35 protein-coding genes and 1 riboswitch are annotated in these 26,033 nt (G+C 71.5%); of the genes, 13 read left to right on the plus strand and 22 right to left on the minus strand.

The annotated features are described in order from the left end of the window. Positions 1 to 31: 31 nt before the first annotated feature. Genes DPM19_RS21225 through DPM19_RS21235 form a run of 3 tightly spaced genes read left to right on the plus strand, consistent with a single transcriptional unit; the run spans position 32 to position 2,928 of the window. Positions 32 to 1,429, plus strand: coding sequence for a selenium-binding family protein (locus DPM19_RS21225; RefSeq protein WP_111869724.1), 1,398 nt, complete (start codon positions 32 to 34; stop codon positions 1,427 to 1,429). Next, positions 1,426 to 2,088, plus strand: coding sequence for a hypothetical protein (locus DPM19_RS21230; protein WP_111869725.1), 663 nt, complete (start codon positions 1,426 to 1,428; stop codon positions 2,086 to 2,088). Before DPM19_RS21225 ends, DPM19_RS21230 begins: the two co-directional genes overlap by 4 nt. A 51-nt stretch (positions 2,089 to 2,139) precedes the next feature. Then, positions 2,140 to 2,928 carry a hypothetical protein gene (locus DPM19_RS21235; protein ID WP_146778934.1) on the plus strand — a complete coding sequence of 263 codons (789 nt, stop codon included), beginning with the start codon at positions 2,140 to 2,142 and terminating at the stop codon, positions 2,926 to 2,928. On the opposite strand, the gene DPM19_RS21240 is transcribed toward DPM19_RS21235, so the two are convergent. The 6 genes from DPM19_RS21240 to DPM19_RS21265 all read right to left on the minus strand — a co-directional run bounded on the left by DPM19_RS21240 (position 2,840) and on the right by DPM19_RS21265 (position 7,458). Next, positions 2,840 to 3,259 (minus strand): PH domain-containing protein, encoded by a 420-nt coding sequence (locus tag DPM19_RS21240; protein WP_233510620.1) that lies wholly within the window; start codon positions 3,257 to 3,259, stop codon positions 2,840 to 2,842. The two genes, DPM19_RS21235 and DPM19_RS21240, sit on opposite strands and share 89 nt — an antisense overlap. 16 nt (positions 3,260 to 3,275) lie before the next feature. Further along, complete coding sequence (gene hisG / locus DPM19_RS21245; RefSeq protein ID WP_111869727.1) at positions 3,276 to 4,151, minus strand: ATP phosphoribosyltransferase; 876 nt, start codon at positions 4,149 to 4,151, stop codon at positions 3,276 to 3,278. A 63-nt stretch (positions 4,152 to 4,214) separates the two neighbouring features. Next, on the minus strand, positions 4,215 to 4,730 hold the full coding sequence (gene ribH / locus DPM19_RS21250; protein WP_111869728.1) for a 6,7-dimethyl-8-ribityllumazine synthase: 516 nt from the start codon (positions 4,728 to 4,730) through the stop codon (positions 4,215 to 4,217). A gap of 31 nt (positions 4,731 to 4,761) precedes the next feature. Beyond that, positions 4,762 to 5,985 (minus strand): bifunctional 3,4-dihydroxy-2-butanone-4-phosphate synthase/GTP cyclohydrolase II, encoded by a 1,224-nt coding sequence (locus tag DPM19_RS21255; RefSeq protein WP_111869935.1) that lies wholly within the window; start codon positions 5,983 to 5,985, stop codon positions 4,762 to 4,764. A 35-nt stretch (positions 5,986 to 6,020) separates the two neighbouring features. Further along, positions 6,021 to 6,614 (minus strand): riboflavin synthase, encoded by a 594-nt coding sequence (locus DPM19_RS21260; RefSeq protein WP_111869729.1) that lies wholly within the window; start codon positions 6,612 to 6,614, stop codon positions 6,021 to 6,023. A gap of 199 nt (positions 6,615 to 6,813) precedes the next feature. Next, positions 6,814 to 6,944, minus strand: a riboswitch (FMN riboswitch). 91 nt (positions 6,945 to 7,035) lie between these two features. Next, positions 7,036 to 7,458: a DUF6069 family protein gene (locus DPM19_RS21265; protein ID WP_111869730.1), complete on the minus strand. Its 423-nt coding sequence runs from the start codon at positions 7,456 to 7,458 to the stop codon at positions 7,036 to 7,038. A 113-nt stretch (positions 7,459 to 7,571) separates the two neighbouring features. Between DPM19_RS21265 and DPM19_RS21270 the strand changes: the two genes are divergently transcribed. The 7 genes from DPM19_RS21270 (at position 7,572) to DPM19_RS21300 (ending at position 13,608) form a co-directional block, all read left to right on the plus strand. Next, positions 7,572 to 8,039: a MarR family winged helix-turn-helix transcriptional regulator gene (locus tag DPM19_RS21270; RefSeq protein ID WP_111869731.1), complete on the plus strand. Its 468-nt coding sequence runs from the start codon at positions 7,572 to 7,574 to the stop codon at positions 8,037 to 8,039. A 249-nt stretch (positions 8,040 to 8,288) separates the two neighbouring features. Beyond that, entirely contained in the window at positions 8,289 to 9,362 is a 1,074-nt protein-coding gene (locus tag DPM19_RS21275; protein WP_146778935.1) for a hypothetical protein, read from the plus strand. Beyond that, on the plus strand, positions 9,359 to 10,195 hold the full coding sequence (locus DPM19_RS21280) for an alpha/beta hydrolase (protein ID WP_111869733.1): 837 nt from the start codon (positions 9,359 to 9,361) through the stop codon (positions 10,193 to 10,195). The genes DPM19_RS21275 and DPM19_RS21280 overlap by 4 nt, the downstream gene beginning before the upstream one ends. Further along, complete coding sequence (locus DPM19_RS21285; protein WP_111869734.1) at positions 10,188 to 10,808, plus strand: acyltransferase; 621 nt, start codon at positions 10,188 to 10,190, stop codon at positions 10,806 to 10,808. The genes DPM19_RS21280 and DPM19_RS21285 overlap by 8 nt, the downstream gene beginning before the upstream one ends. Positions 10,809 to 10,818: 10 nt before the next feature. Next, positions 10,819 to 11,631, plus strand: a complete 813-nt coding sequence (locus tag DPM19_RS21290) for a hypothetical protein (protein ID WP_111869735.1) — start codon at positions 10,819 to 10,821, stop codon at positions 11,629 to 11,631. A gap of 299 nt (positions 11,632 to 11,930) precedes the next feature. Next, a complete protein-coding gene (locus DPM19_RS21295; protein ID WP_233510621.1) occupies positions 11,931 to 13,148 on the plus strand; it encodes a serine hydrolase domain-containing protein in 1,218 nt (405 codons plus the stop codon). 250 nt (positions 13,149 to 13,398) lie between these two features. After that, positions 13,399 to 13,608 (plus strand): hypothetical protein, encoded by a 210-nt coding sequence (locus DPM19_RS21300; RefSeq protein ID WP_111869737.1) that lies wholly within the window; start codon positions 13,399 to 13,401, stop codon positions 13,606 to 13,608. Positions 13,609 to 13,709: 101 nt separating this feature from the next. Here the strand turns inward: DPM19_RS21300 and DPM19_RS34900 are convergent, their stop codons facing one another. Continuing rightward, complete coding sequence (locus DPM19_RS34900) at positions 13,710 to 14,246, minus strand: hypothetical protein (protein WP_146778936.1); 537 nt, start codon at positions 14,244 to 14,246, stop codon at positions 13,710 to 13,712. Between DPM19_RS34900 and DPM19_RS21310 the strand changes: the two genes are divergently transcribed. Continuing rightward, positions 14,236 to 15,123 carry a protein kinase family protein gene (locus DPM19_RS21310; protein WP_111869739.1) on the plus strand — a complete coding sequence of 296 codons (888 nt, stop codon included), beginning with the start codon at positions 14,236 to 14,238 and terminating at the stop codon, positions 15,121 to 15,123. The genes DPM19_RS34900 and DPM19_RS21310 overlap by 11 nt on opposite strands. Positions 15,124 to 15,216: 93 nt before the next feature. Here the strand turns inward: DPM19_RS21310 and DPM19_RS21315 are convergent, their stop codons facing one another. The 5 genes from DPM19_RS21315 to DPM19_RS21335 all read right to left on the minus strand — a co-directional run bounded on the left by DPM19_RS21315 (position 15,217) and on the right by DPM19_RS21335 (position 17,243). Beyond that, positions 15,217 to 15,516 carry a DUF397 domain-containing protein gene (locus tag DPM19_RS21315; RefSeq protein ID WP_325050269.1) on the minus strand — a complete coding sequence of 100 codons (300 nt, stop codon included), beginning with the start codon at positions 15,514 to 15,516 and terminating at the stop codon, positions 15,217 to 15,219. Continuing rightward, positions 15,434 to 15,646, minus strand: a complete 213-nt coding sequence (locus DPM19_RS21320; RefSeq protein ID WP_233510622.1) for a DUF397 domain-containing protein — start codon at positions 15,644 to 15,646, stop codon at positions 15,434 to 15,436. Before DPM19_RS21320 ends, DPM19_RS21315 begins: the two co-directional genes overlap by 83 nt. Positions 15,647 to 15,752: 106 nt before the next feature. Continuing rightward, positions 15,753 to 15,959, minus strand: a complete 207-nt coding sequence (locus DPM19_RS21325) for a DUF397 domain-containing protein (protein ID WP_111869741.1) — start codon at positions 15,957 to 15,959, stop codon at positions 15,753 to 15,755. A gap of 198 nt (positions 15,960 to 16,157) precedes the next feature. Continuing rightward, on the minus strand, positions 16,158 to 16,367 hold the full coding sequence (locus DPM19_RS21330; RefSeq protein WP_111869742.1) for a DUF397 domain-containing protein: 210 nt from the start codon (positions 16,365 to 16,367) through the stop codon (positions 16,158 to 16,160). A 6-nt stretch (positions 16,368 to 16,373) separates the two neighbouring features. Next, positions 16,374 to 17,243, minus strand: coding sequence for a helix-turn-helix domain-containing protein (locus tag DPM19_RS21335; protein WP_111869743.1), 870 nt, complete (start codon positions 17,241 to 17,243; stop codon positions 16,374 to 16,376). Positions 17,244 to 17,361: 118 nt separating this feature from the next. Between DPM19_RS21335 and DPM19_RS21340 the strand changes: the two genes are divergently transcribed. Continuing rightward, positions 17,362 to 17,994 (plus strand): ATP-binding protein, encoded by a 633-nt coding sequence (locus DPM19_RS21340; RefSeq protein WP_111869744.1) that lies wholly within the window; start codon positions 17,362 to 17,364, stop codon positions 17,992 to 17,994. 129 nt (positions 17,995 to 18,123) lie between these two features. On the opposite strand, the gene rpe is transcribed toward DPM19_RS21340, so the two are convergent. Then, positions 18,124 to 18,792, minus strand: a complete 669-nt coding sequence (gene rpe, locus DPM19_RS21345) for a ribulose-phosphate 3-epimerase (protein WP_111869745.1) — start codon at positions 18,790 to 18,792, stop codon at positions 18,124 to 18,126. Between the two features lie 154 nt (positions 18,793 to 18,946). On the opposite strand from rpe, the gene DPM19_RS21350 reads away from it, so the two are divergent. Beyond that, positions 18,947 to 19,462 (plus strand): hypothetical protein, encoded by a 516-nt coding sequence (locus DPM19_RS21350; RefSeq protein ID WP_111869746.1) that lies wholly within the window; start codon positions 18,947 to 18,949, stop codon positions 19,460 to 19,462. Between the two features lie 194 nt (positions 19,463 to 19,656). Here DPM19_RS21350 and DPM19_RS21355 read toward each other — a convergent pair whose 3' ends face one another. The 9 genes from DPM19_RS21355 to DPM19_RS36805 form a co-directional block, all read right to left on the minus strand. After that, entirely contained in the window at positions 19,657 to 19,890 is a 234-nt protein-coding gene (locus DPM19_RS21355) for a hypothetical protein (protein WP_111869747.1), read from the minus strand. After that, entirely contained in the window at positions 19,887 to 20,066 is a 180-nt protein-coding gene (locus DPM19_RS21360) for a hypothetical protein (protein WP_146778937.1), read from the minus strand. The genes DPM19_RS21355 and DPM19_RS21360 overlap by 4 nt, the downstream gene beginning before the upstream one ends. A 226-nt stretch (positions 20,067 to 20,292) precedes the next feature. Then, on the minus strand, positions 20,293 to 21,243 hold the full coding sequence (locus DPM19_RS21365) for a phosphatase PAP2 family protein (RefSeq protein ID WP_111869749.1): 951 nt from the start codon (positions 21,241 to 21,243) through the stop codon (positions 20,293 to 20,295). 39 nt (positions 21,244 to 21,282) lie between these two features. Beyond that, positions 21,283 to 22,701, minus strand: coding sequence for an RsmB/NOP family class I SAM-dependent RNA methyltransferase (locus DPM19_RS21370; protein WP_111869750.1), 1,419 nt, complete (start codon positions 22,699 to 22,701; stop codon positions 21,283 to 21,285). 31 nt (positions 22,702 to 22,732) lie between these two features. Beyond that, positions 22,733 to 23,659 carry a methionyl-tRNA formyltransferase gene (gene fmt / locus DPM19_RS21375; RefSeq protein WP_111869751.1) on the minus strand — a complete coding sequence of 309 codons (927 nt, stop codon included), beginning with the start codon at positions 23,657 to 23,659 and terminating at the stop codon, positions 22,733 to 22,735. A gap of 2 nt (positions 23,660 to 23,661) precedes the next feature. After that, the gene (gene def, locus DPM19_RS21380; RefSeq protein ID WP_111869752.1) at positions 23,662 to 24,207 is read right to left on the minus strand and encodes a peptide deformylase; all 546 of its coding nucleotides are present in this window, start codon (positions 24,205 to 24,207) and stop codon (positions 23,662 to 23,664) included. A gap of 12 nt (positions 24,208 to 24,219) precedes the next feature. Continuing rightward, positions 24,220 to 24,996, minus strand: coding sequence for a LuxR C-terminal-related transcriptional regulator (locus tag DPM19_RS21385; protein WP_146778938.1), 777 nt, complete (start codon positions 24,994 to 24,996; stop codon positions 24,220 to 24,222). Between the two features lie 4 nt (positions 24,997 to 25,000). After that, positions 25,001 to 25,315 (minus strand): antibiotic biosynthesis monooxygenase family protein, encoded by a 315-nt coding sequence (locus DPM19_RS21390; protein ID WP_111869754.1) that lies wholly within the window; start codon positions 25,313 to 25,315, stop codon positions 25,001 to 25,003. Then, positions 25,312 to 26,001 carry a SchA/CurD-like domain-containing protein gene (locus DPM19_RS36805; protein WP_158566847.1) on the minus strand — a complete coding sequence of 230 codons (690 nt, stop codon included), beginning with the start codon at positions 25,999 to 26,001 and terminating at the stop codon, positions 25,312 to 25,314. The genes DPM19_RS21390 and DPM19_RS36805 overlap by 4 nt, the downstream gene beginning before the upstream one ends. Positions 26,002 to 26,033 lie beyond the last annotated feature (32 nt).

Here is a 26,033-nt window from a genome sequence, read left to right on the forward strand (position 1 = left end):
ACGATGCTCACACTTCGCCCGAGGAGTTCCCATGCCGCGCTGGAAACCCGACCCCACCTTCTACCCCTCCCCGCGCGACGCGATCGCCGGGCCACCGGAGAAGCTCGCCTACGTCGCCGCCTTCGACCGGGCCGCGCAGACCCCCGACGCGATCGCGGTGCTCGACGTCGACCCCGGATCCGGCTCCTACGGCCAGGTGGTCGGCTGGACCTCCCTGCCGCACACCGGCGACGAGCTCCACCACTTCGGCTGGAACGCGTGCAGCAGCGCGCTGTGCCCGTCCGCCCCGCACCCGCACGCCGAGCGGCGCTACCTGATCGTGCCGGGGCTGCGGTCCTCCCGCATCCACGTGCTCGACACCCGACCCGACGCGGCGGCGCCGCAGGTCGTCAAGGTGATCGAAGCCGAGGAGCTGGCCGCGAAGGCCGGCTACTCCCGCCCGCACACCGTGCACTGCGGGCCCGGCGGCATCTACGTGACCGCGCTGGGCGGGGCGGACGGCGCGGAGGGGCCGGGCGGCATCGCACTGCTCGACCACACCTCCTTCGAGGTGCTGGACCGCTGGGAGGCCGACCGGGGCCCGCAGTACCTCGCCTACGACGCCTGGTGGCACATCGCGCACGACGTCCTGGTCAGCTCCGAGTGGGGCACCCCCTCGATGATCGAGGACGGGGTGGTCGCCGAACTGCTGCTGGGCCGCAAGTACGGGCACGCCCTGCACTTCTGGGACCTGCGCGGGCGCAAGCACCTGCAGACGGTCGACCTCGGCGACGAGCACCAGATGGCGCTGGAGCTGCGGCCCGCGCACGACCCCACCAAGAAGTACGGGTTCGCCGGCGTGGTGGTCAGCGTCGAGGACCTGTCGGCGTCGGTGTGGCTCTGGCACGAGGAGGACGGCCGGTGGACCGCCACCAAGGTCATCTCCATTCCCGCCGAGCCGGCCGACCCCGCGGCCCTGCCCCCGGTCATCCAGCCGTTCGGGGCGGTGCCCCCGCTGGTCACCGACATCGACCTGTCCGTCGACGACCAGTGGCTGTACGTCTCGTGCTGGGGCACCGGCGAGCTGAGGCGCTACGACGTGAGCGACCCGTTCCACCCGGTGGCGGCCGGGTCGGTGCGGATCGGCGGCATCGTGAACCGCACCCCGCACCCCGCCGCGCCCGACCTGCCGCTGGCCGGCGGGCCGCAGATGGTCGAGGTCAGCCGGGACGGCAAGCGGGTGTACGTCACCAACTCGCTGTACGGCGCCTGGGACGACCAGTTCTACCCCGACGGGGTCGGCGCCTGGATGGCCAAGCTCGACTCCGGCACCGAGTTCACCTTCGACCAGCGGTTCTTCCCGCACGGCGACGCCTTCCGCGGCCTGCGCCCGCACCAGACCCGGTTGCAGGGCGGCGACGCCTCCTCCGACTCCTACTGCTACCCGTGACCGAGGGGTCGCTGGCCGCCCTGGTCGTGCTGGGCGCCTTCCACGGGCTGAACCCGGGGATGGGCTGGCTGTTCGCGGTGGCCCGCGGCTTCCAGGAGCGCTCCGGCGAGGACGGCCGGCGGCGCGGGCGGGCGGTGGTCTTACAGTCGCTGCCGGCGATCGCCGCCGGGCACGCCGCCGCCATCGGGGTCATCGCGATCCTGGTCGCGGTGACCCGGTCGGTGGTGGCCGGCCGGACGGTGGCGATCGCCGGCGGCGTGGTGCTGGTCGGCTTCGGGCTGTGGCGGCTGCTGTCGCGGCGGCACTTCCGCTGGGTGGGGATGCGCCTGTCGCTGGCGCAGCTCGCCGGCTGGTCGTTCCTGATGTCGTCGGTGCACGGCGCCGGGCTGATGCTGGTGCCCTTCCTCACCAACCTGGACGGCGCCGTCGCAGGCCACCACCACGGCGGGGTCGCCGCCGGGGCGGGCAACGCGCTCTCCGCCGGGATCTTCGTCACCGGCGTGCACACCCTGGCCATGTTCGTGGTGGCCGGGGCGATCGCGGTGGTGGTCTACGAGGTGGTCGGGCTGGCCGTGCTGCGGCACGCCTGGTTCAACCTGGACCGGATCTGGGCCATCGCCCTGATCGGCGCCGGCATCATCACCCTGGCCACCGCCTGAACGCGGAAAAAGACCTGGCGGTTCCGGACAAGCCGGGCCACCCTGGGCGGCATGCGCTTATCCAGGATGCTGTGGCGGCTGACCGGCGTGCTGCTCGGGGTGCTCGCACTGGCCGGCGGCGTCCGGTTCGGCGTGGACGACTACCGGGACGTGATCTCGTTCCGCCGGGCCGAGCCGTGCGCGCCGGGGGTCACCGAACCCTGGCGGGACTGCCTGGTCGCGGACACCGCGCTGGTGCGGAGCAGGAGGACCTACACGACGCCCGGCACCGAGGACTCCCCGCCGGAGACGCACTACCGGCTGACGCTGGAGCGCACGTCCGGGCGGGTGCAGACCAAGAATGTCGGCGAGGGGGTCTACGACGCCGCCGAGCCGGGCTCCCGGGTGGGCCTGCGGCTCTGGCACGGCTCGATCGTCGCCGTCCAGGCCGGCGGGCTGACCAGCAAGGCGAACCCGCCCTCGGCCGGCGGCCTGATGGCCGCCCTGATGCTGGGCTGGGCGGGGGTGGGCCTGCTGCTGTGGAGCCTGGTGTGCGACGGCAGCCCGCACAGCCTGTTCGGCGAGATGGGTCACCGCGCGTTCGGCTGGCTGTTCCTCGGCGGGTGGACGGTGATGATCTGGATCAACGCGCTGGCCTACGGCCTCGACTCCTGGTGGGGGGTCGCCTTCCTTGCGGTCTTCTGGCTGTTCGGCGCGAGCATCGCGATCGGGTTCATCCTTCCCATAGACACCCTGGCGTCCCGCTCGTGGTTCAGCGGTCGGGGGCTTCGCCGTGCGCGTGCATCAGGGTCCGGAGCTCGGCGAGGGCTCGGGCGGCGTCCTCGCGCTCGGCGCCGTTGATGCCCATCGCGCCCAGCGACTCGCCGTCGGCCAGGTCGAGGGTGGGCCAGGGCTCCCCCGTCCCCATCGAGACGCCGATCACCTCGGCCCACTCGAACCGGTGGGTGCGGAAGGCGTTGACGACGGTGAGGCCGTGCTCGTCGGCGGTGACCCGGCACCGCGCGAACATGTGCAGCAGCCAGCCGACGCCCAGGCCGAACAGCACCAGGCCGATCCGGTCGAGCAGGCCGAACTGGGGGGCCACCACGAAGGCGAGCACGATCATGCCCAGCACGATCGTGCCCGCCAGCGTGTAGCCGACGATCCTGGTGCGTCGCGGGCGCCAGGTCACCGGGAGGATCGGAGTCTCAGTCAACGATCTTGGAAATCGGGATCTCGAGGACGTCACGGGCACCCGCCGCCTTCAGCGCCGGGATCAGGGTGTTGACACCGCGCTTGGCGACCACGCTCTCCACCGCGTGGCCGTCGCCGCCGGCCAGCGAGGTGACGGTCGGCGACGCCATCGACGGCATGATCTCCAGGACCTGGTCGAGGTGCCCGGCCGGGACGTTCAGCTTGAGCAGCACGTTGCCGCGGGCCCGGATGGCGCCCTGGAGCAGCAGCGCGACGTCCTCCATCGCCGCCCGCTTCTCCGGGTCCTCGTAGGCGGCCCGGTTGGCGACCAGCTCGGTGTAGCTGGTCAGCAGCGTGGCGAGGATGCGCAGGCCGTTCTTGCGGAGCGAGGACCCGGTCTCGGTCAGGTCGACGATCGCGTCGACGATGTCGGGGACCTTGGCCTCGGTGGCGCCGTAGGAGGGCACCACCCTCGCCTTGACCCCGTGCTCCGCCAGGAACCGGTCGGTCATGGCCGGGAACTCGGTGGAGATCCGGACCCCCCCGGGCAGGTCGGAGACCTCCTGCCAGGGGGCGTCGGCCGGAACCGCGAGGATGACCCGCACCGGGTTGGAGGTGGCCTTGGAGTACTTGAGCTCACCGAGCGAGACCACGTCGGAGTCGGTCTCGGTGATCCAGTCGCGGCCGGTGATGCCGAGGTCGAACAGCCCCTGCTCCAGGTAGGTCGGGATCTCCTGCGGGCGCAGCACCCTGACCCGTTCGATCCGCGGGTCCTCGATCGAGGCGCGGTAGTCGCGGTCGGAGGAGCGGCGCACGGTCAGGTCGGCGGCGTCGAACAGTTCCAGCGTCGCCTTCTCCAGGGAGCCCTTGGGCAGGACGAGTGACAGCACGGTCAGAGCCTTTCGGTTTCGGTTTACGGAGTGTCCGGAACGACTCGGGCATACAGGCAGGCGTCAGCCCGCCTGGAAATGCTCCTGGACGTATCCGGCGTGACCGTGATGCCGCAGACCTCGCAGGGTCAGAGCCGTGTCTAGTGCGGCCACAGTCGCCTCCCAACCTTTGTCCTCATGGCTGCCCGGCAGCCCGCTCCGGTCGATTGCCTGCTCAATGGTGTCACAGGTGAGCACTCCGTTGCCCACCGGAGTGCTTTCGTCGAGTGCCACTCTGGTCAAGCCCGTGGTCACCGAGTCGCACACGTAGTCGAAATGGGCCGTCTCGCCCCGTACGACCGCGCCGAGGCAGACCACCGCGTCGTGATCGCGGGCCAGTTGCTGGGCGATCACCGGCAGTTCCAGCGCGCCCGCCACCCGCGCCACCACCGGCTCGTCGATCCCGCACGCCTTCGCCGCCGCCACGGCGCGCTCCAGCAGCAGGTCGGTGATCTGGCCGTGCCACCGGGTGCACACGATGCCCAGGGTCAGGCCCGCCGCCTCCACCGTCGTGTCGGCCGGCCGTCCGGCTCCGCTCACGGTCGTTCCTCCTCGAACTCTCGGTACGCGCTCACGCCAGCCCCTCGAGGGCGTGGCCGAGGCGGTCGCGCTTGACCGTCAGGTAGCGCAGGTTGTGCTCGGTGACGACGGCCGGCATGGCCACCCGGCCCCGCACCTGGAGGCCGAACCGGGCCAGGCCGTCCAGCTTGGCGGGGTTGTTGGTGAGCACCCGGGCCGACCGGACACCGAGGTCGTCGAGCATCTGGGCGGCGTCGCCGTACTCGCGGGCGTCGGCGGGCAGGCCGAGCTCCAGGTTGGCGTCGACGGTGTCGACCCCGGTGTCCTGCAGCGCGTACGCCTGGAGCTTGGCCAGCAGGCCGATGCCGCGGCCCTCGTGCCCGCGCAGGTAGAGCACCACCCCGCGGCCCTCCTCGGCGATGGCGGCCATCGCGGCGTCCAGCTGGGTGCCGCAGTCGCAGCGCTCGGAGCCGAGGACGTCACCGGTCAGGCACTCGGAGTGCGCGCGCACCAGCACGTCCTCGCCGTCGCCGAGGTCGCCGTGGACCAGGGCGAGGTGCTCGCCGCCGCCGTGCGGGGCGGCGAAGCCGATCGCGCGCCAGGTGCCGTACCGGTTGGGCAGCCGGGTCTCGACCACCCGCCGCACCGTCCGCTCGGTGCGCCTGCGGTACGCCACGAGCTGCTCGATGGAGATCAGCCGGAGCTCGTGCTCCTTGGCGAAGACCTGCAGTTCCGGCAGGCGGGCCATGGTGCCGTCGTCGTTGACCACCTCGGCCAGCACGCCGACCGGGGGCAGCCCGGCCAGCCGGGCCAGGTCCACCGCCGCCTCGGTGTGCCCGCGCCGGGCCAGCACGCCGCCCTCGCGGTAGCGCAGCGGGAAGATGTGGCCGGGCCGGACGAACTCGTGCGGCTCGGCGGCCGGGTCGGCCAGCAGCCTGATCGTGCGGGTCCGGTCGGCGGCGGAGATGCCGGTGGAGACGCCGTCGCGGGCGTCCACGCTGACGGTGAACGCGGTGCCCATGTGGTCCTGGCTCTGCGCCGTCATCAGCGGGATCTGCAGCCGGTCGAGGTCCGCGCCGGGCATCGGCACGCAGATCACGCCGCTGGTGTACCGGACGGTGAAGGCCAGCAGTTCCGGGGTCGCCGCCGCGGCGGCGAAGATGATGTCGCCCTCGTTCTCGCGGTCCTCGTCGTCGACCACCACGACCGGGCGGCCGGCCGCGATGTCCGCGAGCGCGTCCTCGATGCTGTCGAAAATCCCGTGCTCCGCGTCCATCGCGGCCACCTCACCCTGGTTCGTCGTCGTGCTGCTCATGAGCGGGCTCCGACCATCCGCTCGACGTACTTGGCGACCACGTCGACCTCGAGGTTGACCGGTTCGCCGGGGCCCTTGCGGCCCAGGGTGGTCAGGTCGAGGGTGGCCGGGATCAGGGAGACGCTGAAGCGGTCGTCGCCCGCCTCGACCACGGTCAGGCTGACCCCGTCCACGGTGATCGAGCCCTTGTCCACGACGTACCGGGCCAGGTCGGCGGGCAGCGAGATCGTCACGACCTCCCAGCGCTCCCCCGGCTCGCGGGCCAGGACGCGGCCGACCCCGTCGACGTGCCCCTGCACGAGGTGGCCGCCGAGCCGGTCCGAGAGGCGGACGGGGCGCTCCAGGTTGACCGGGGAGCCCGGCTCCAGCGCGCCCAGCGAGGAGCGGTCCAGGGTCTCCTTCATGACGTCCGCGGTGAAGGCGTCGCCGGTCAGGTCGACGACGGTCAGGCAGACCCCGTTGACCGCGATCGAGGCGCCGTGGACGGCGTCCTCGACCACCAGCGGGCCGCGGATCGTGAGCCGGGCTGAGTCGCCCAGTGGCTCGATCTTCGCTATCTCGCCGAGTTCCTCGACGATGCCGGTGAACATGGGCAGGTGCTCCTCTCGGGCGGGTGCCGGCCGCTGGAGGTCCGGCCCGGCGACGGCCAGCGGCGAGGTCCCGAGAGGCATGCGAACGGCCCGCCGCTGCGGCGGGCCGGCAAGGGGATGAGATGTCACCCCGGACCTCCACGAGAATCCTCATGGCTCCGGGGAACACAACAGACAGAGCACCCCATACAGGGGTGTACGGCGCGCTGCCTCCCATCCGGACTTTAACCGTCGGTCCCGGAGTTCCACCGGGTCAACCGGCCGATGGCTTCGGCCGGGTCGCGGACTATCACCGCCGGTTCGGAGTTTCACCGACCCCGGAGCACGCGTTTACTGACTAGTGAACCAGTGTGCCATGTCCACCATTCCCGGTCACATGTGACGAGCGCCACGGCCGGCCCCCCGAGAGCCGGCCGCGATCTCAGTCCGTCGTGCGCCAGAAACCGGGGATGAGCACCGCGGCCACCGCGACGTGCATCAACGCCAGGGCGACCTTGGTCTCGCCGGTGGCCTCGACGTCGAGCACCGGGGCCATGGACACCACCAGCACGACGATCGCCAGGATCGTCCAGATCAGCTTCGCCCGGGCCCTGGCCAGCCGTTCCAGGACGGCCAGCGCCGCCCAGCCCAGCAGCGACGAGACCAGCGCGAACACCAGGACCGCGCCGGCGGGGACCGCGCCGCTCTCCCGGCCCTCCGGCGCGACGACCATGTCGTCGCCGAGTATCGGCCCGGCCACCAGCCAGACCACCAGCGCGGCCACCACCGACCCGGCGACGGCGAGGGCCCGGTCTCTGCGCCGGACGGCGGGGGTGGGGCCGGGGTGGGTTTCGGCAGCCGCCATGATTCCTCCTTGAGCTAGAATATTGTTGACTGACCCAACTTTTGAGGAAGCCTAGCGTTAATACTTGACCGGCTCAACATTCGATACAGGAAACTTCGCTTAGGATTCGGCGTATGAGCACGTCAGCCGCGGGCCCCCGCCCGAACCAGGCCCCGGCCGAGATCCACGACATGGTCCTCCAACTGGCCGGGCGGCTGCGCGCCGCCTTCGAGACGGCCGCGGCGGAACTGAACCTGCCCCCCGTCCAGGCCGGCGTGCTGCTCCGGATGGAGGGGCCCAGCCCGATGCGCGAGATCGCGTCGATGCTGGCCTGCGACCCCTCCTACGTGACCGGCATCGTCGACGGCCTGGAGGAGCGGGGCCTGGCGACCCGGCGGCCCGCCCCGGCCGACCGCCGCGTCAAGCAACTGGTCTTCACCGAGGAGGGCGAGCGCTACCGCCGGTTGCTCCGCGAGCGGGCCGGCGCCCTGACCGCCGCCATCCTCGACCTCCCCGCCGCCGACCGCGAGACCCTGCACGCCCTGCTCACCCGGCTGCTGGCCAACCCGGCCCCGCCCGGCGCCCCGCCCGGCTCCTGCTGATCCCGGCCCGCGCCGCCGACCGGCGCACGGCACGGCCGGCGACGCGACATCTCCGACATAAGCCCGGGCGCCCGCCATTTTCCCGATTCGGTACGCGCCTTATACAGCCTTGGCGAACAATCCGATAACCGGATTCATCAATATCCTGACCATAAGTGGTCAAGGCTCGGTTCGACATCGAAACTTCTGTAAGGCTTGGGCTCCGGTTCGCACCGAATGCCGCCGACAAGCCATGATCGGAAACTGCGCATGTCCGCGACCACCGCCGAGGCCCCGAACTCCACACCACTCCTGCCGGATCACACATTATTACTGGAGTCCCCCCGGCACCGGAAGGGGGCCACCGGAAGTCGATCACGGGTGCAGGCGCGGGAAGCGCTTATCATCATCCCGACCACGGGCCGCCCCGATCTTCTCGCGGCCAGGATCTCCGAACTCCCGGAAGACCACCCCACTCTCGTCCTGGCGAGTTCCCGGGAAGACCTGCCCCCATCGGCCTTCTCCCGCAATGGCGCGGTGCGCGTCGTCACCGGCCCCGAGGAGTACCGCGACCCCGGGCCCGCGCCGTCCTTCCCCACGCCGCACCCGGACCTGGCGGCCAAGCGGAACCACGGCCTCGACTTCGCCAGGGACAACGGCTACAAAGTCGCGATCTTCGTCGATGACGACATCCGCATCAGCCGGCAACTCGTGGCGCGGCTCCTGGCGGGCATCGAACTGCACGAGATCGCCGGGGCCGTCCCCGCGGGATATCCCGACCACTCCACCCTGTACCGGTACCTCCGCCGGCTGGGGCCTGCCACGTCGTTCGTGTCGGGATCCTGCCTGGCGGTACGAGTCAGCCACGATTCCCGCTTTCCCTCGATTTACAACGAGGACTGGTTCTTCATGGTTTCCGCACTCTGCTCCAGGCAGGTCGCGCACGCGGGATTCTCGATCCAGCAGGAACATCGGGACGCCGAATTCGACAAGGCCGACAGAGCGGGCAAAGAAGAATTTGGAGATCTATTAGCAGAAGGCACACTAGTCGCCCTGCATCGGCTTGCCCGCCCCACCGGATATCGCACCGTACAACGAAATGACCTGCTCAACCTGGTGCGCGATGATAGGTTTTGGCGCCACGAGCACGCGCGAAGGCGATCAATATACGAGTGGATCATCGGCCGAACGAAGCACACCCACTGGGCCGACTCCAAAGAAGCCGAGAAAGTACTTTTCTCCGGACTGGAAATTCTGGAGTCGATAGATCCACGAAACCTCGCCCGCTACGCGGAAGAACTGCTTCTCCATGCCTGGCGACCATCTCGGGGGCGAGCCACGTGAGCACCTTCAGCGAAAAGCCCATCACCATGAGGACGGCCGACGACGTGACCCTGGCGGGCACCCTGGTGGTCACCGGCAAAAGCAGCGCATCGGCGGTGGTCATGCTTCACGGGATCAACGCGGACCGGCACGAGCATCTCGGTCTGTACGACCACCTCGCGGAACGCCTGGCGGGCCGGGGCACGGCCAGCCTGCGGTTCGACTTCCGGGCGCACGGCGAGTCCGCCTACCCCCAGGAGGAGATGACGATCGCCGGCCTGTGCCTGGACGTCAAGGCGGCGATCCGGACGATGATCGACAGGCTGCCGGACCTCTCCCGACTGACCCTCCTCGGGACGAGTTTCGGAGCGGCCCCGGCGGCTTACACAGCCGGTACCGAGCCCCTGGTGAAGAACGTCCTGCTGTTCGCCCCCGTGCTCGACTACGTCCTCACCTTCCTGCGGCCGACAACGGAATGGGCCAAAGCCTCGTTCACCCCCCAGACGCTGGCCGCGGTACCGGAGACCGGCCACCTCCTCCTGGACGGTGAGCGGCGACTGGGCGCCAAACTCCTGACGGAAATGGAGATCCTGCACCCCGCCGACGCCGTCCGCGCGGCGCGCGTCCCGACGGTGGTGATCCACGGCGACTCCGACTCGATGGTCCCCGCCGTCCAGTCACGCGGCGCCGCCGGCGCCAACCCCCTGGTCGACGTCCGGATCGTCCCGGGCATGGACCACGGCTACATGGACGTCTCCGACCCGGACGGCGTCTCGGCTCGATCGCTGGAGAACCGGACGATGATCGGAGACTCCCTGGTGTCCCTGGCCCTGGGAAAGGACGGCCATGACTAGGGTCGTCCTCGGCCGCGACTGCGTCATCCACTCCACCAGCAGGCTGGGCGGCCCCTTCCGCCAACTCCTCGACGGCTCCCGGGACACCGCCCGACACGACATCTCCCTCGGCGAGCGCTGCTGGGTCGGCGACTTCGCCTGGCTGGGCGAAGGCGTCACGATCGGCGACGGCAGCGTGGTGGACCACCACTGCCTGATCGAACCCGGCGTCTCCATCGGCGCCGGCGTGCTCGTCACCCACCGCGCCCAGATCTGCAGCGACGCGGTCATCGGCGACTCCTGCGTGATCGGCGGGTTCGTCGGCGACCGGACCCGCATCGAGGAGCGCTCCCGGTTCTTCGGCAAGGCGCTCCACGCCCAGACGGACCCGTCCCGCCCCTGGGACGCCGACGGGTCCCGCGAGGCGGCACCGACGATCAGGGCCGACTCGTTCGTGGGCTTCGGCGCGGCCGTCATCGGGGACGTGGTGGTCGGCCCGCGGGCCTACGTGTGCGCCAACGCGGTGGTCAGCCGAACGGTCCCGCCCGGCCACATCGCCAGCCACGTCAACCGGCTGACGCACTTCACCGACTGGCCGGGGCCCCTCGCGGACTGCCCGATCTTCGCCGGCTGAGGCCGCCACCGTGGAACTCGACTGGCTCGGCGACGCGCTCCAGATCGTCGGCATCGGCGCCAGCGTCGGCGCGTCCACGGTGGCCTCCATCAGCCTGAAGAAGAACTGGCGCTACCGCGCGCTGCGGAACGTCTGGGGCTTCGGCCGCAGGGACCGCGTCATGGTGGTGTGCACGGAACTGGACGATCCGGAGACGCGCCAGTTCCCCGAACCGCGCGAGTTCATCTACTCGTACAAGTACGGCGACCTCGACGCCCTGTTCGAAGTCGTCACGACGCTGCTCCGGCTGTTCCCCGCGCTGGAGCTGCGGGTGGTGTCCTACAACGAGCTCGACCGCAGCCAGCTGGACCTGGACTCCCATCTGGTCCTCATCGGCGGCCCCGACTACAACAAGGTGACCGAGCGGATCCTGGAAGAGGCCGACACCTGCTTCGACTACCTGAGCCCCTACTCCAGGCAGCCGTCCCGGCGGCATCCCGACGAGATCGTCCTGCTCGCCCGGGAGAGCGGCGACGAGCTCTTCTTCACCACCGACAAGCGCGACTACGGGTACTTCGAAACGCTCGACAACATCTACGCCGAAGGCAAGCGGATCGTGCTGATCGGCGGCTGCCACACGCTGGGGGTGACCGGCGCGGCGAAGACGTTCTCCGTGCTCAACGTCGCGCGCCAGGAGACCCGCGAGATCGTGCTGCGCAACGCCAACCGGGTGTGGCGGCACACCCGGCGCAAGAAGCGCTTCGCGGTGCTCGTCGAGGCGCACCGGGTCGGCACGTCCATCAGCACCCCGCAGGTGAAGACCCAGAACATCTGGTCGCCCTGAGCGAAGCGCCCCGGTCCGGCGGGCCACGGCCCGCGGCGAGATCACCGACGATCCCGGCTGGCCGGATCCGGCCAGGCCCGTGCGGCGTACGATTCGCCGCCCCGGCGTGAGCTGCGGTGGAGCGGAACGGCTCCTGCCGGCGGTGGTTTTCGGGCTCCTCCTCACGGTGGGGCGGGTTCGTCCTCTGGACGGGTGACAGCACGGGACGCGGCATCGAAGAATCGCGCCGAACGGACGTCGGCGAAAGGGCGAACGCGATGGCGCGGCAGCGACCCCCCAGGGCGAGAAGGCTCGGCGCGGTGGGAGCGGGCGTCGCGCTCGCCATCGCCCTGGTGCCCGCACCGGTCCAGGCGGCCGAGCGGCTGGACCGGCGGGCGTTGCAGGGCACCCTGGACGCGGTGCACCGGGCGGGCATGTACGGGACCTACTCGGCGGTCCGCGACCGGCGCGAGGAGTGGCGGGGCGCCGCCGGCGTGGCGGACGTGCGCACCCGGCGGCCCGTGCGCCCCGACATGGAGCACCGCGTCGGGAGCATCACCAAGACGTTCACCGCGGCGGCCGTCCTCCAGCAGGTCGAGCGGGGCCAGGTGGACCTGGACGCACCGATCGGCCGGTACCTGCCCCGGGTCGTGCCCGGCGAGCGCGGCCGGCAGGTCACCGTCCGGATGCTCCTCAACCACACCAGCGGGATCGCCGACTACATCGGCTCCGCCTTCCCCTCGCTGCAGGTGCCCTCCGGGGAGAGCCTGGACGCCCACCGGGTCCGCCGGTTCCGGCCCGAGGAACTGGTCCGGTACGGGCTGGCGGGCCCGCCCACCAACGCGCCCGGCCAGGGCTGGTCGTACTCCAACACCAACTACGTGATCGCCGGGCTGCTGCTGGAGCGGGTCACCGGCACGCCGGCCGAGGCGTACATCACCCGCCACGTCATCCGTCCCGCCGGCCTGAAGCGCACCTACTTCCCGGCCACCCCGTTCATCCGCGGCCCGCACGCGCGGATGTACGAGAACCTGTACGGGTACATCGACCCGCCCCGCGACTACAGCGTCTACGACATGTCCTGGGCCGGGACGGCCGGCGCCGTGGTGGCGACGATGGACGACCTCAACCGGTTCTACCGGGCCCTGCTCACCGGCCGGGTGATCGGCCCCGCCGCGCTGGCGCAGATGCGGCGGACCGTGCCCGTCACCGACCCGGACGGCAACGTCCTGATGCGCTACGGCCTCGGCCTGTACGCCCTGGACCTGCCCTGTGGCGAGTTCTGGGGCCACGACGGCGCCGTCTTCGGGGCCGGCACCCAGTCGCTGTCGGACGCCGCCGGAAACCGGCAGCTCTCCGTCGGCCTCACCCTGATGAAGTACCAACGGCTGGACGAGCCCGGGAATCCGCTGCCGCACCCCGCCGACAACGCGCTGGGCGTCCACATGCTCCAGGCCCTCTGCGGCGACCAGGGGGCCCAGATCACGGCCGGCGGCCCCGCCTTCCGTCCCCTCCCCCTCCAGCACCACCGCCGCTGACCCGCCCGCCCCGGCCCGCACGGGGGTTCGAGCCTGCGCGGGCCGGTCGGCGTTTCCCACCCGCGCGCGTCCGCCGCCGTCCTTCCGGACCTGCCGCCGCGTTCGCTACCATCGCCCCATGACTGCCGGGTCGGCCACGCGCCGTGCACAGAACGGTCACCCGGCCATCGCTTGATCACCGCGCGGGCGAGAGGCCCGCCCCCGTTACGAGGAGCGCGTACCGCCACTCGTAACGGAAGGAGGTGAGCACATGAGCTGGCAGGATTTCCTCGCCCGTCACCAGGTCGGCGACGTCATCGAAGGCGTCGTGACCGAGCAGGTGCCGTTCGGTTCGTTCATCGAGTCGGGCGGCTGCACGGGTCTGGCGTACCAGCAGACCTGGCCCGTCGGAGCCCGCGTCTCGGTCAGGATCCTCGCGATCGACCCCGAGCAGCAACGGTTCAGCCTGGCCCCAGCCTGAGTTGAGCGCTGGTCCGGGGGAACCGGACTCCCCCGGACCAGCCCCCACCGCATTATCGCGGCCCTCCCCGAACCCACATCCGGACGTGGACGGCGGAACTGTCAGATGTCTTCGAATTCGTAGATATGTGTTCCCTCATGTCCCTCGAACAAGAGGCAGCAGGTGTCCTCGATGTCATCCTCCGCGCGGCCCTTGGCCGGGCAGATCGGAAGGACGACGGTCCCGAACGCGGTGTCCGTCCAGCGGATCCAGTGGTCTCCTGCTTCGTCGGACTGCGCCAGCGAATGATGCGGACCAGCATGGCCCTTCTGCAGTTCACACCAGTTCTCGTGCTCCGTGATGTGCGCGCGCCACGGTCGGGATTCCAGTTCGGCCACTTGCTGATCGGTCAGTCTGATGCCGTGCGGACACGGTACGGCGAAATGCAGGCCACGCCCCATACGGACAACCTTGTCAGGTGGCCGGGCCGAACCAGGCCGCTTTGCGCGGACATCCCCCAAGCTCACCTGGATGACCCCAGGAACGAACCGATGCTTGAAACGATCGGCGTCGAACCCGTCAAGATGAAGAATGATCGGATCGCCGCGGTCGAAGCCTGCTGCGGCACCGCGTAGAGGGGACCCGCGCTTGGATACCACCGAGGTCGACGCCGTCCTGGACTGGTTACTGAACCAGTACGGAACGTCACTCTCCGATCGGCGGCCCATCCGGGTGTGGGGCCGCTCCGGGGTCGAGCGGCTGCGTCTGCGCAACGGGGCCACGGTGGTGTTCAAGTACGCTGAAGGCCCTTTCGCCGACGAGCACATCGCCTTGGGCATCGCCCAGGAGGCCGGGCTTCCCGTCCCGCGCCGCCTGGCCGTCGTCCGCCGGCCGGGCCTGCTCGGCATGTTCATGGACGATCTCGGCCCCGCTCTACGCGAGGCCACCGACGACGACGGAGCCAGGCTCGCCGCCGCCGTTCACCGGGTCACCGCCACCGGTTCCCTCCCGGTACTGGACGCGCGGCGCCTCGCCGGCATGCCCCGGTCGATCGCCGCGTGCCTGCGCCGCATCGGCGGCAGCACGGGCCTGGAAGCCGCCCACGCCCTCGACAAGGTCGCCGCGGACCGGGCGGCGGGCACCGATCTCCCACCGTTCGGCCTGTGCCATTCCGAATGGCACCCCACCTCGGTGCACCACGGCGAGTCGGGCGTTCACCTCCTCGACTTCGCCCGGGCGTTCCGCGGTCCCGGGCTACTGGACCTCGCCTCCTGGCACGGCACCGTCACCGCCCCCGACCCGCAACGACTCACCGAACTGCTGGAGGCGTACATCGCCGCGGGCGGCCCCGAGACCGCCCGTGCCCGGCGAGGCTCGCTGCCCGCGGCCCGCTGGGCCCTCGGCTGGCACCGCGTCTGGGCGGCCGACTGGTTCACCCACCAGCTGACCATCGGCTGGGCCGACGGAGCGGAGGAGACGTGGACGGCCGCGATCACCCGCCATCTCACCGACGCCGCCGACCTCCTGAACGCCTGACCCCGGTCCGCGACCGCTTCGAGTGGACCCGCGCCCGACATCGGCACGGGTAAAGACGGCCGCCCAGCGCTCCAGCCCGGTCTCCTCCGGACGTCAGCCGTCGTGAGCACCGGCCTTGGCAGCGCACAGGAAGGCCCGCCAATCCGCGTTACTGAACGACAGCACCGGCCCGTGCCGGTCCCTGGTATCGCGCACCCCGACCTGACCTGGCACGACGGCGACCTCGACACACTGATTGCTGTGCTCACTGCGAATGGACTTGAACCAGTGGGCCGTACTGAAGCCCGGTCGGCTCTGGAGCATGACGAGCTCACTCTCGTTCGTGGCTACCCGCCTTGATGCCCTGCAGGAATGCCCCCCACGCCACTCTGGTGAAGGACAGAACCGGGCCATGCCGGTCCTTGGTGTCACGCACGCCCACATGCCCTGATATGACGGCGACCTCGACACAATCCGCCAGGTTGGGACTACGGCTGCTCTTACGCCACTGTGCACCCATGAAACGAGAAGAGGTGGTCGACATGCTGGCCTCCTTGACTCACTCGTACTTCCGGGCGATCCCGGCGAGAAGGTCAACCGTGCCGACCAAGGACGACCGCCCGGCGCTCCGGCCCGGTCTCCGCCGGACGTCAGCCGTCGTGAGCGCCGGCCTTGGCGGCATACAGGAAGACCCGCCACTCCGTTTTACTGAACGACAGCACCGGGCCATGCCGGTCCTTGGTGTCACGCACGCCCACATGCCCTGGTACGACGGCGACCTCGACACAATCCGCCTGGCTCGGGCTATGACTGCTCTTGCACCACTGTGCATCGGCGAAACGAGAAGCAGTCGGCATATCTGACCTCCCCTGTCTCACTCGTACTCTCCTCCGGGCGATTTCGGCGAGAAAGTCGACTTGCCGGTCCTTTGGTGCCGTGTACTCCGACCTGGCACAACAGCGACCGCGATACAGCCTGCCCAGCTAGGGCCGTGGCTGTTCTTACGCCGATACTTGCTCGCGAAGGCTCCGAGGCTAACTCTCCCATACAGATTACTAGAAGTCGTATGCACCAGATTTGGCCGCTTGCAGAAAGGCTTGCCACTCCGCGTTAGTGAATGACAGCTGCGAACTGCCACGGTTCTTGGTATCGCGTACTCCGACGCGGCCTGGCACAACGGCGATCTCAACGCATTGATCACTCGGCTCGCTGCGAGCGGACTTGAACCAGCGAGCGGCGCTGAAGTCCGGCTGGACCTCGATCATGGGGCCTCACTTTCGGTCGTACTCGTCAGCGACGGCTTCGAGGAGGGCCCTGGAGTCGTCCTTGTTGAGCGCCGCCGCGATCAGGTGGTCGAAGGTAAGGTTAGCCGCCTTCACTTCCTCTTGGCGCTCCAGATAGAGGATGCCGGTGGCGGAGTCGATATAGGCAATGCCCCGGTCGTTTTCCTCCGGGAAGGTGAACACTCCGAAGGAACCCGCCATGGAAGGGTGGGCTCCTGCGGAGAACGGGATGACCTGAAGTGTGACCCAAGGGCTGTGTGCCTCCTGGATCAACCGGCGCAACTGGTCACGCATGACCAGGGCATCACCGATCTCACACCGCAGAGCCGCCTCATGCAAGATGAGCCACACGTCGAGTTTGGCGTTCTCTCGAAGGAACGCCTGTCGCTCCAGCCGGAGTGCCACGCGACGCTCGGTCTCCGCCTCGCGCAACTCAAGGGGGCCACCTCCGAGAATTACCGCCCTGGCATAGTCCTCGGTCTGGAACATGCCGGGGACGTTCAACGGACGGTACTCGCGCAGCGACTCAGCAGCCGACTCCAGACCTATGTAAGTAGCGCTGTTCCGCGACAACAGATCGCTGTAGGGCTGCCACCAACCTTGTTGCCTCGCATCGCGGGCAAGCTGAATGAGAGCGGCGCGGACACGCTGATCCGCAACCTCGTATAGATCGAGCATGTCCCGGACATCGCCATGATGCACCGACATCCGGCCAGTCTCGATCTTGGAGATCTTGCTGGGCGACCAGCCAAGTCGCCGCGCAGCCTCTTCGCCCTTCATGCCCAGGGCCTCACGAAGCCGCCTCAACTCCATGCCGAGCCGCCTGCGCCGCACCGTGGGATTGCTGCTCACCGACACGCCTCCAATCTAGAGGAAATTTCCTCAAGGCGCTTGCCGAGAGGAACAAACCAAAGCATGCTCTCAGTGTGCCGTAAGTTACGGTCTGCGAGGGGAGAAAGCGGCGATGAGCGGGTGCATGTCCGGGGAGCGGCCGTCCGCGCGGGGGCGGTGGGAGCAGGTCTTCCGAGCGGTGCGGGAGGAGGTGGGCGAGGCCCGGCGGTGGGCGCGCCGGTTGCTGCCCGCGCACTGCGACGTGGCCGCCGACACCGAGCTGGTGCTGGGGGAACTGCTGGCCAACGCCGCCGTGCACAGCCCGGTCGCGGCCGTGCTGGTGGTGCTGGCGCACGACCGGGACGGGCTGCGCGGCGAGGTGCACGAGCTGGGCGAGACCGGGGGCGCGGTGACGCTCGACTCGGCGGCGCTGGCGGAGATGCGGCAGCTGCGCGCGGTGCCCGAGCACGTCAGGGTCTCCGTGGACGATCTCCGGGAGAGCGGCCGTGGGCTGGCCATCGTCGCCCACCTGTGCGGGCGCGGCTGGGGCGTCACCGCGGCCCCGTACGGCCGGACGGCCTGGTTCGTCCTGCCGGGGTGCCGCTGCCAGCTGCGGACACGGCACCCGGCCTGGGGCATCGTGCCCGGAGACGACCTGAATCCCTGGCGGGCCGTCCGCAAGAACTACCCGAGCCTGGTCGCCCGCGACCCGCTGAAACTCATGGACGGCATGGCCGAAGCCGAACACCTCGGCCCGCTCACCCGCCGTGATCCTTGAGGATCCAGGGGGCCACAGCACCTCGAATCCTCAAGGATCACGGATCCTGGGGGCGGGTACGCGCTGATCCTCCAGCTTCCGGGGCGCTGTGACGCCTCGGATGCTGGAGGATCACGGCAGGTCGGCGGGTCAGGTGGTGGAGGCGCGTTCGGCGGCGGCGCGGAGGGCGCGGACGGACTCGGCGGGGTCGTCCTTGCCGTAGACGGCGTTGCCGGCGACGAAGACGTCGGCGCCGGCCTCGGCGCAGCGTTCGATGGTCTCGTCGCTGACGCCGCCGTCGACCTGGAGCCAGACGGACGAGTCACTGTTCCTGATCAGCTGCCGGGCGCGGCGGACCTTCGGGAGCACCACGTCCAGGAACTTCTGGCCGCCGAAGCCGGGCTCGACCGTCATCAGCAGCAGCATGTCGATCTCGCCCAGCAGGTCCTCGTACGGCTCCACCGCGGTGGCGGGGTTGAGGGCCAGCCCGGACCGGGCGCCCGCCGCCCGGATGGTGCGCAGGGTGCGAACCGGGGCCTTGGCCGCCTCGGCGTGGATGGTGACGCTGCCCGCGCCGGCCTCCGCGTACGCCGGCGCCCACCGGTCGGGGTCCTCGATCATCAGGTGGCAGTCGAGGGGCAGCGCGCTGTGCTTGAGCAGCGCCTCCACCACCGGCAGCCCGAGGGTCAGGTTGGGCACGAAGTGGTTGTCCATCACGTCGACGTGCACCCAGTCGGCGGCGTCGGAGATCCGCGCGACGTCCTCGGCGAGCCGGGCGAAGTCGGCGGACAGGATGCTGGGAGAGATCTGAACGGCCATGATGCCCAGAGTCTAGGAGCATCCCCCGCCGTATGGTGTCCCCCACTCGGGTGACGCCACGGGTGACCCGCCGTTCCCGCCCCGCGAGGAACCCCGGCCGCCGTCCGGCGGTCCGAGAGACGGCGGCTTCCACCGGGACGGACGGAGAACCCCTGTGCACGTCGACGACCAACTGGAGCGGGTCCACTGGCACCTCGTACGGGGCGATCAGCTTCGCGCCGGTGTCTCCGCACGGGCCGGTGCGGTCCTCAGCACCAACGCGCTGGTGCTCGCGGGGATCGCCCTGGCGTTCTCGCTGCGGAGCCCGCGACCGGACGCCCTCGTCGTGGCGATCGCGCTGGGGATCCTCGGTTGCGTGGCCCTTTCGGTGGGGAACGCCACGCTGGCGCTGGTGACCCTGCGGAGCTGGGAGCGTCAGTTCGGCGACCGGAACACGCCCACCGCGTTCCTGTACTGCCACGTCGAGGCCGACCAGGCGTCCAGCGCCTTCAAGGACTTCAGGCGCAGGGTGACCACGATGTCCCCCGAGGAGCATCTCGATCACGCGCTGGCCGAGCTGTGGCGGTGCGGGCGCCTGCACGGGTACCGGTACCGCAGGCTGCGCATCGCGGTGTGCTGGCTCCTGGCGGCGCTCGTCCTGTTCCCGGTGGCCGCCGCAGCGGCCATCTGAGGCGTGTTGCGAAGTGGGCGGATGCTGATCCCGGTGATCGTTGAGGATGGGCGGGGCTGGAGCCCCGCCCATCCTCAACGATCACCGTCCGGTGCGCCGCCGGGGACGGCGGCTTCCCCAGGGGACGGGGAGATCGTGTGGAGGTGATCGCCGGACGGGATCCGGTGACGGTCCGGGCGGGTCGCCCCGCGTCGTCAGGAGGGTGACGGGCTGGGGGTCGAAGGGGGCGAAGGGGCCGGAGACCGGGGGAACTCGCAGGAGATGTTCCCGACGTCCTTGTCGCCTTCCCAGTCCTCGACCATGACGTAGGTGCAGACGCGGCCGTGCCTGTCGGTGAAGGACCTCTCGATGGCCTTCTCGCCGCAGCCGCTCAGCGCGAGGCCGGCGGCCGCGAGCAGGAACGCCGTCCGGAGCGCTCGCCCGTTCATCTCCGTGCACCTCCGGTCGCCACAGGCGTGGGCGGGTAGTCGCAGTCGATGTTCTCGGCCTCGATGGCGCTCGAATCCTGGTCCTGCACGTACAGGTACGTGCAGGCTCGCCCGTACCGGTCGGTGAACGATCTCTCCACGACACCGTCGCCGGCGTTGCCGCATCCGCTCAGCATCGCGACACCCGCCATGACCGTGAGCGCCGCCGTCCACCGGGTCCGCACCGCACCACTCGCCTCCGCCGTCCGAGTGATCCCGATTGTCGGCTCCCCCGGAAACATCCGTCAAGGCGCCCGCCGCGCCGTGCGGAGGCGTCCGGGCGGGTCGCCGCCGGCATCGGGGACCTCGGGGGCCGGACAGCGGGAGCCGGCCGGACGATCCGGAACACGCAGGGAACGGGCGTCAGACCGGTGCTCGCTCCGGAGCCGGGGCGGGCGGGACGGCGGGGGCGGCGAGGCGCAGGTGGCGGAAGGTCTCCGGGGCGCCGGCGGTGAACCAGAGGCCGACGAGCGCCTGGGCGCAGAAGATCAGCACCGGTTCGGGGCCCGGCAGCAGGACGAACGTGCCGGCCGCCAGCGAACCAGCCAGGCCCACCGGCAGGCGGAGCAGCCGGCGGGCCGGCGGGCCGGCGGCGGCGAACCCGCCGCGGCGGTACAGCCAGGACAGCCCGACCAGCGCGCCGCACAGCGTGCCCGTGGCCAGCGCGCACCGGTCGGCGGTGACCGGGCCGCCGGTGCCGCCCGCCGCCACGATCGCCTGCCGCCAGGCGGCCGGCATCTGCCAGCCCTCCAGCCACCGGACGGTCAGTGCCGCGGGGGCAAGGAAGGCCGCCGCCACCCCGGCGACCAGGCCGAACTGGGTGGTGAGCGGGCGGGCCCGCCACCAGGCGAGCACCCGGGGCTCGGACCACAGCACGGCCGCCAGCAGCAGGGCGCCGGTCGTCCAGCCCGCCGCCACCTGCTCCGGCGTGTGCTGGCCGAGGTAGACCCGCGACACGCCCACCAGCAGGACCAGTACCACGGCGGTCCCGGTCGCCCAGGGCCGGAGCCGGGCGCCGAACGGCCACCGGGCGGCCAGGTAGCCCCAGGCGATCATCGCTCCCTGCGCGTGGCCGGACGGCATGCCGAACGAGGTCTGCGCCTCCAGCGCGGTGACGTCCCGGTCGGTCCAGTAGGGGCGGGGGTCCTGCAGGGAGAGCTGCAGCAGGGCGTTGAGCGCGGACCCCAGCAGCACCGTCACCAGCGCGCCCGCGCCGAACCTCGGCCGCACGCACCACAGCAGGACCACGAACACCGGCACGTAGAACGCGGCGCTGCCGAGGAAGGACACGGCATGCATGAAGTGGGTCAGCATCGCGTCACCACTTCCCGGGCGATCGCCCGGCACACGTCCTCACGGGGTCCGGCGGAACAGGGCCAGGAACATCGCGTCCGTGCCGTGCCGGTGCGGCCAGAACTGGGCGTAGGGGGTGCCCGCCACCGCGACGGGGGGCAGCTCGCCCGCCGTGACCGCGGCCAGTGCGGCGGGGGCGTCCAGCGCGGTGATGTCGGAACGGTCGCGCAGCGCGTCGTCGGCCACCACCCGGGTCTCGGCCAGGTGCGGCGAGCACGTCACGTACGCCACGACCCCGCCAGGCCGGGCCGCGTCCAGCGCGGTGGCCAGCAGCCGCCGTTGCAGCGGCCCCAGCTCCGCCAGGCTCTGCGGGCCGCGCCGCCAGCGCGCCTCCGGCCGGCGGCGCAGCGCGCCCAGGCCGGTGCAGGGGGCGTCCACCAGCACCCGGTCGAAGGCGCCGGGCCGCCAGGCCGGGGCGGTGCCGTCGGCGACGACCACCCCCGCCCGGGCGTCCACCGCGCGGCGGACCAGCTCGGCCCGGTGCGGCTGCACGTCGCAGCCGAGCAGCCGGGCGTCCCGGCCCGCGGCCAGCGCCGACAGCAGCCCGGCCTTGCCGCCGGGCCCGGCGCACAGGTCGAGCCAGCGCGTGTCGGCGCCCTCCACCGGCGCCCCGGCCAGCGCCAGCGCGACGAGCTGGCTGGCCTCGTCCTGGACGGCCGCGCGCCCCTCCCGGACGGCCGGCACCGCCGCGGGGTCGCCCTCGGCCAGCAGCGCCGCGTACGGCGAGTAGGGGGCGGGCTCGGCCCCGGCGGCGACCAGTTCGGCCAGTTCGGCCCGGCCGGGACGGGCCACCAGCGTCACCCGGGGGCGGGCGTTGTCGGCGGCGAGCAGGTCCTCGACCTCGGCCGGGCCGACAGCGTCGCGCAGCGCGGAGACGATCCAGCGCGGGTGGCTGTAGGACACCGACAGCCGGCCGAGCTCGTCGGCGGGCGCGGCGATCTCCAGCCAGGCGGGCAGGTCGCGGGTGGCCACCTTGCGCAGCACCGCGTTGGCGAACTTGGCCTGGCCCGGCCCGACGACCGCGCGGGCCAGTTCCACGGTGGTGGCGACGGCCGCGTGCGCCGGGATGCGGGTGGCCAGCAGCTGGTGGCAGCCCAGCCGCAGCACGTCCAGCAGCGGCGGGTCGATCCGGCGCAGCTCGCGGTCGCTGCACAGCGCCAGGATCGCGTCGTAGGTGCCCTGGCCGCGCAGCGTGCCGTAGGTCAGCTCGGTGGCCAGCGCGGCGTCCCGGCCGGTGATCCCCCGGTCGTGCAGCCGGGCGGGCAGCAGCAGGTTGGCGTAGGCGTCGCGGGTCTCCACCGCGCGGATCACGTCGAAGGCGGTGCGCCGGACCAGGTCCTCGGGGCGGCCGGTGCGGCGGGGCGCGCCGGGCCGGCGGTTGCGGTCGCGGCGGTCACGGGCGTTGCGGGCGGGCGACATCAGAGCGAAACCTTCTGGAGAGGGAGGGGCATCAGTGCACGGCGTCCTTGCCGATGAGGTTGACGCCACGGATCCAGTCGGCGGCGGGCATCCGCCGCTTGCCCTGCGGCTGCACCTCGCCGAGCGCCACCGGGTGGGTGGCGGTGCCGACCAGCACCTCGTGCTTGGCGGCGCGCAGCTCGCCGGGCGAGAGGGCGGGGCCGCCGGCGGCGAGCCGGACGGGGCCGAGCTTGACCCGGTCGTCGCGGAACATCGTCCACGCCCCGGGCGCCGGGGTGCAGGCGCGGACCAGCCGGTCGACGTGCATCGCCGGGGTCCGCCAGTCGACCCGGGCGTCCTCGGGGGTGAGTTTGGCGGCGTGCGAGACGCCCTCGGCCGGCTGCGGCCGGGCCGCCAGCAGCCCGGACTCGATGCCGTCCATGGTGTCGACCAGCAGCCGGGAACCGGCGCGGGCCAGCCGGCCGAGCAGGTCGCCGCTGGTGTCGGCCGGCCGGATCGGCTCGGTGAGCACCCCGTACACCGGCCCGGTGTCCAGCCCCTCCTCGATCAGGAAGGTGGCGGCGCCGGTGACGTCGTCGCCGTGCAGGATCGCGCGCTGCACGGGCGCCGCGCCGCGCCAGGCGGGCAGCAGCGAGAAGTGCAGGTTGACCCAGCCGTGCACCGGGATGTCCAAAGCGATCTTGGGCAGCAGCGCCCCGTAGGCCACCACCGGGCAGCAGTCGGGGGCGATCTCGCGCAGCCGGTCGAGGAAGTCGGGGTCCTTGGCCTTGGCCGGTTTGAGCACCTCGATCCCGGCCGCGACGGCCACCTCGGCCACCGGGCCGGCGGCGATCTTACGGCCCCGCCCGGTGGGGGCGTCGGGACGGGTGACCACGGCGACGACCTCGTGCCGGGACGCCAGCAGCGCCTCCAGCGAGGGAACCGCCGTCTCGGGGGTGCCGGCGAAGACCAGGCGCACGCTCAGATGGCCTTTCCGTAGGTGCGGTGCGGCGACTCGCGGACCACTGGGGCGGGGTCACCGAACCACTCGGCCTCGCGGATCGCCTTCATCGCGGCCTTGCGCTGCTCGGGATCCATCCGGTCGATGAAGATGACGCCGTCGAGGTGGTCGGTCTCGTGCTGCACGCAGCGGGCGAGCAGGTGCGTCCCCTCCAGGACGATCGGCTCGCCGTGCATGTTGAAGCCCTTGGCGACCGCGCGCACCGACCGGGGGGTCGGGAACGCCAGGCCGGGCAGCGACAGGCACCCCTCGTCGTCGGTCTCGGTCTCCTCGGAGAGGTCGAGCGTGGGGTTCACCAGATGCCCCAGCCGGTCCTCGATGTAGTAGGTGAAGACCCGGAGCCCGACGCCGAGCTGCGGGGCGGCGAGCCCGGCCCCGGGGGCGTCGATCATCGTGTCGGTGAGGTCTTTGACGAGCTGGCGCAGCTCCTTGTCGAAGTCCCGCACCGGCTCGGCCGGGGTGCGCAGCACCGGGTCGCCGAAGAGGCGGATGGGCTTGACGGCCAACAGTGGCTCCGATCATGGCTCTGACGGGTGATTCTGACAGTCTACGGAGACCACGAGGGGCAAATCCCGGCCCCGGCGCGGCGCGCCCGGCACCGCCCGGGCCGGGCGCGGGACGGGCGGGCGGCGGCAGGCGAGCACGGCGAGCTGGGTGCGGTCGCGCCGGCCGAGCACCCGCAGCAGGGTCGAGACGTGGGTCTTGACGGTGGGCACACCCAGCCCGAGCCGGCCGGCGATCTCGGCGTTGGTCAGCCCCTCGCCCACCAGGGCCAGCACCTCGCGCTGCCGTGCGGTGAGGCCGGGCCCCTCGGCCACGGCGGGGCCCGCCTCCTGGGCGAGGAACCGTTCGGTGAGCAGCCGGGCGACGGGCGGGGCGAGGAACACCCCGCCCGCCTGCACGGCGCGGACCGCGTCGACCACCTGGGTCACCGGCGCGGCCTTCAGCAGCAGGCCGCGCGCCCCGGCGCGCAGCACGCCGACCGCGGTGTCGGCGTCGTACGCCGACCGCACCGCGACGATCCCGGCCGGGTGACCGGCCGCCTCGTGCAGCTCCGCCAGCCCCGGGACGAGTTCTTCCAGATCGAGCAGGACGACCGCGGGCGGCGGCTCGGCGCGCAGCGCCCGGCGCAGGCCGTCGCCGCCGGGCCGCCCCACGACCCGCACCCCCGGGGTCCCCGCCATGACGGCGGCCAGTCCGGCGGTGAAGACGTCCGGGCCGCCGCAGACCGCCACCCGCAGCACCGCGCCGGGCGGGGGGTCCCCGTCCGCGCACCGGCAGGACGTCCCGCTCATCCGGTCAGACCGCGCCGGTCTGGGCGACGACGGAGAACCGCAGCGAGCGCGCCTCCGTCATGCACTCCCGCAGCGGGCGGACCAGCTCCCGGTGCTCGGGGCTGGCCTCCCACCGGCGGAAGTCCTCCAGCCGCGCCCACTCGCTGGTGATCAGCCACTGCTCCGGGTCGTCGTCGGACCGGCAGACCTGGTCGACCAGGTGGCCCGGCACGCCGTCCGCGACGAGGTGCCGCACCTTCTGGTAGGCCGCCAGGAAGTCCGCCTGCCGCTCGGCGGGGACCCGGACGAGGAAGACCACCCTCCCCCGGCCGGCGCTCACCGGCCGACCCTCCGGTCGGTCACGGTGGTCATCAGGCTCTCGGTGTAGAACTTCCGCCGGCCCTCGGCGGTCGCGAAATCGCCGGGGGCCTCGAAGATCTCGGCCATCTCCCGGGCGGCCCCGACCGGCACGGCGCGGGCGAGGTCCTCCACGAACCCGTCGATGTCACCGCCGATCTCGAAGACGCCGACGAGCACGTCGTCGCCCTGGCGGAACACCGAGGCCCCGTGCAGGGTGTCCACCCGGGCCAGGTCGCCGGGCCCGGCCAGGAACGCGGCGGCCCGGTCCATCCGGTCCGGCCTGACCGGGTAGCGCAGCGCGTGCCGGGTGCCCGTCCCCTCGGCCGAAGAGCTGCAGTGCATCAGCGGCTCGGTCCGCCGCCGGGCCATGAACTCCCCGCGCTGCCGGGGGTCGGCGGGGTCGTAGGTGTCCACCAGGTGGGGCAGCAGCCCGCGCTCCACCTCCAGCACGACCGGGTCCTGGGCCAGGTGGGCGGCCAGCGTCGGCAGATCGCCCTCGATCTCGATCGCCCGGACGGCGAGGTCGTCCTTGAGGAAGACGGCGGTGCTCAGCAGCCGGGTGCCGTCGTCGGTCTCCAGCCGGGGCGTGCCGTAGCCGGCGAGCAGTTCCCGGACGGCTTCGTGCGAGCCGGGCCTGATCCGGAAGGCGAGTGCGTGACGTTCCATCTTCATCCCCTCGGTCGGGTCGGGAGTGGATC

The sequence above is a fragment of the Actinomadura craniellae genome, from assembly GCF_003289645.1.
Taxonomy (GTDB): Bacteria; Actinomycetota; Actinomycetes; order Streptosporangiales; family Streptosporangiaceae; genus Actinomadura_D; species Actinomadura_D craniellae.

Excerpts from the sequence above, each read along its gene's own strand:
- rpe (WP_111869745.1), bottom strand. The coding sequence starts at position 18,792 with ATGGCCGTTCAGATCTCTCCCAGCATCCTGTCCGCCGACTTCGCCCGG.
- DPM19_RS21320 (WP_233510622.1), bottom strand. The coding sequence starts at position 15,646 with ATGTCGACCACCTCTTCTCGTTTCATGGGTGCACAGTGGCGTAAGAGC.
- DPM19_RS21365 (WP_111869749.1), bottom strand. The coding sequence starts at position 21,243 with ATGCTGACCCACTTCATGCATGCCGTGTCCTTCCTCGGCAGCGCCGCG.
- DPM19_RS21265 (WP_111869730.1), bottom strand. The coding sequence starts at position 7,458 with ATGGCGGCTGCCGAAACCCACCCCGGCCCCACCCCCGCCGTCCGGCGC.
- DPM19_RS21370 (WP_111869750.1), bottom strand. The coding sequence starts at position 22,701 with ATGTCGCCCGCCCGCAACGCCCGTGACCGCCGCGACCGCAACCGCCGG.
- DPM19_RS21360 (WP_146778937.1), bottom strand. The coding sequence starts at position 20,066 with ATGCTGAGCGGATGCGGCAACGCCGGCGACGGTGTCGTGGAGAGATCG.
- DPM19_RS21260 (WP_111869729.1), bottom strand. The coding sequence starts at position 6,614 with ATGTTCACCGGCATCGTCGAGGAACTCGGCGAGATAGCGAAGATCGAG.
- DPM19_RS21330 (WP_111869742.1), bottom strand. The coding sequence starts at position 16,367 with ATGATCGAGGTCCAGCCGGACTTCAGCGCCGCTCGCTGGTTCAAGTCC.
- DPM19_RS21255 (WP_111869935.1), bottom strand. The coding sequence starts at position 5,985 with ATGGACGCGGAGCACGGGATTTTCGACAGCATCGAGGACGCGCTCGCG.
- DPM19_RS21300 (WP_111869737.1), top strand. The coding sequence starts at position 13,399 with ATGAGCTGGCAGGATTTCCTCGCCCGTCACCAGGTCGGCGACGTCATC.
- DPM19_RS21270 (WP_111869731.1), top strand. The coding sequence starts at position 7,572 with ATGAGCACGTCAGCCGCGGGCCCCCGCCCGAACCAGGCCCCGGCCGAG.
- DPM19_RS36805 (WP_158566847.1), bottom strand. The coding sequence starts at position 26,001 with ATGGAACGTCACGCACTCGCCTTCCGGATCAGGCCCGGCTCGCACGAA.
- DPM19_RS21340 (WP_111869744.1), top strand. The coding sequence starts at position 17,362 with ATGTCCGGGGAGCGGCCGTCCGCGCGGGGGCGGTGGGAGCAGGTCTTC.
- DPM19_RS21275 (WP_146778935.1), top strand. The coding sequence starts at position 8,289 with ATGTCCGCGACCACCGCCGAGGCCCCGAACTCCACACCACTCCTGCCG.
- DPM19_RS21385 (WP_146778938.1), bottom strand. The coding sequence starts at position 24,996 with ATGAGCGGGACGTCCTGCCGGTGCGCGGACGGGGACCCCCCGCCCGGC.
- DPM19_RS21225 (WP_111869724.1), top strand. The coding sequence starts at position 32 with ATGCCGCGCTGGAAACCCGACCCCACCTTCTACCCCTCCCCGCGCGAC.
- DPM19_RS21285 (WP_111869734.1), top strand. The coding sequence starts at position 10,188 with ATGACTAGGGTCGTCCTCGGCCGCGACTGCGTCATCCACTCCACCAGC.
- DPM19_RS21315 (WP_325050269.1), bottom strand. The coding sequence starts at position 15,516 with ATGGCCCGGTTCTGTCCTTCACCAGAGTGGCGTGGGGGGCATTCCTGC.
- DPM19_RS21325 (WP_111869741.1), bottom strand. The coding sequence starts at position 15,959 with ATGCCGACTGCTTCTCGTTTCGCCGATGCACAGTGGTGCAAGAGCAGT.
- DPM19_RS21235 (WP_146778934.1), top strand. The coding sequence starts at position 2,140 with ATGCGCTTATCCAGGATGCTGTGGCGGCTGACCGGCGTGCTGCTCGGG.
- DPM19_RS21355 (WP_111869747.1), bottom strand. The coding sequence starts at position 19,890 with ATGAACGGGCGAGCGCTCCGGACGGCGTTCCTGCTCGCGGCCGCCGGC.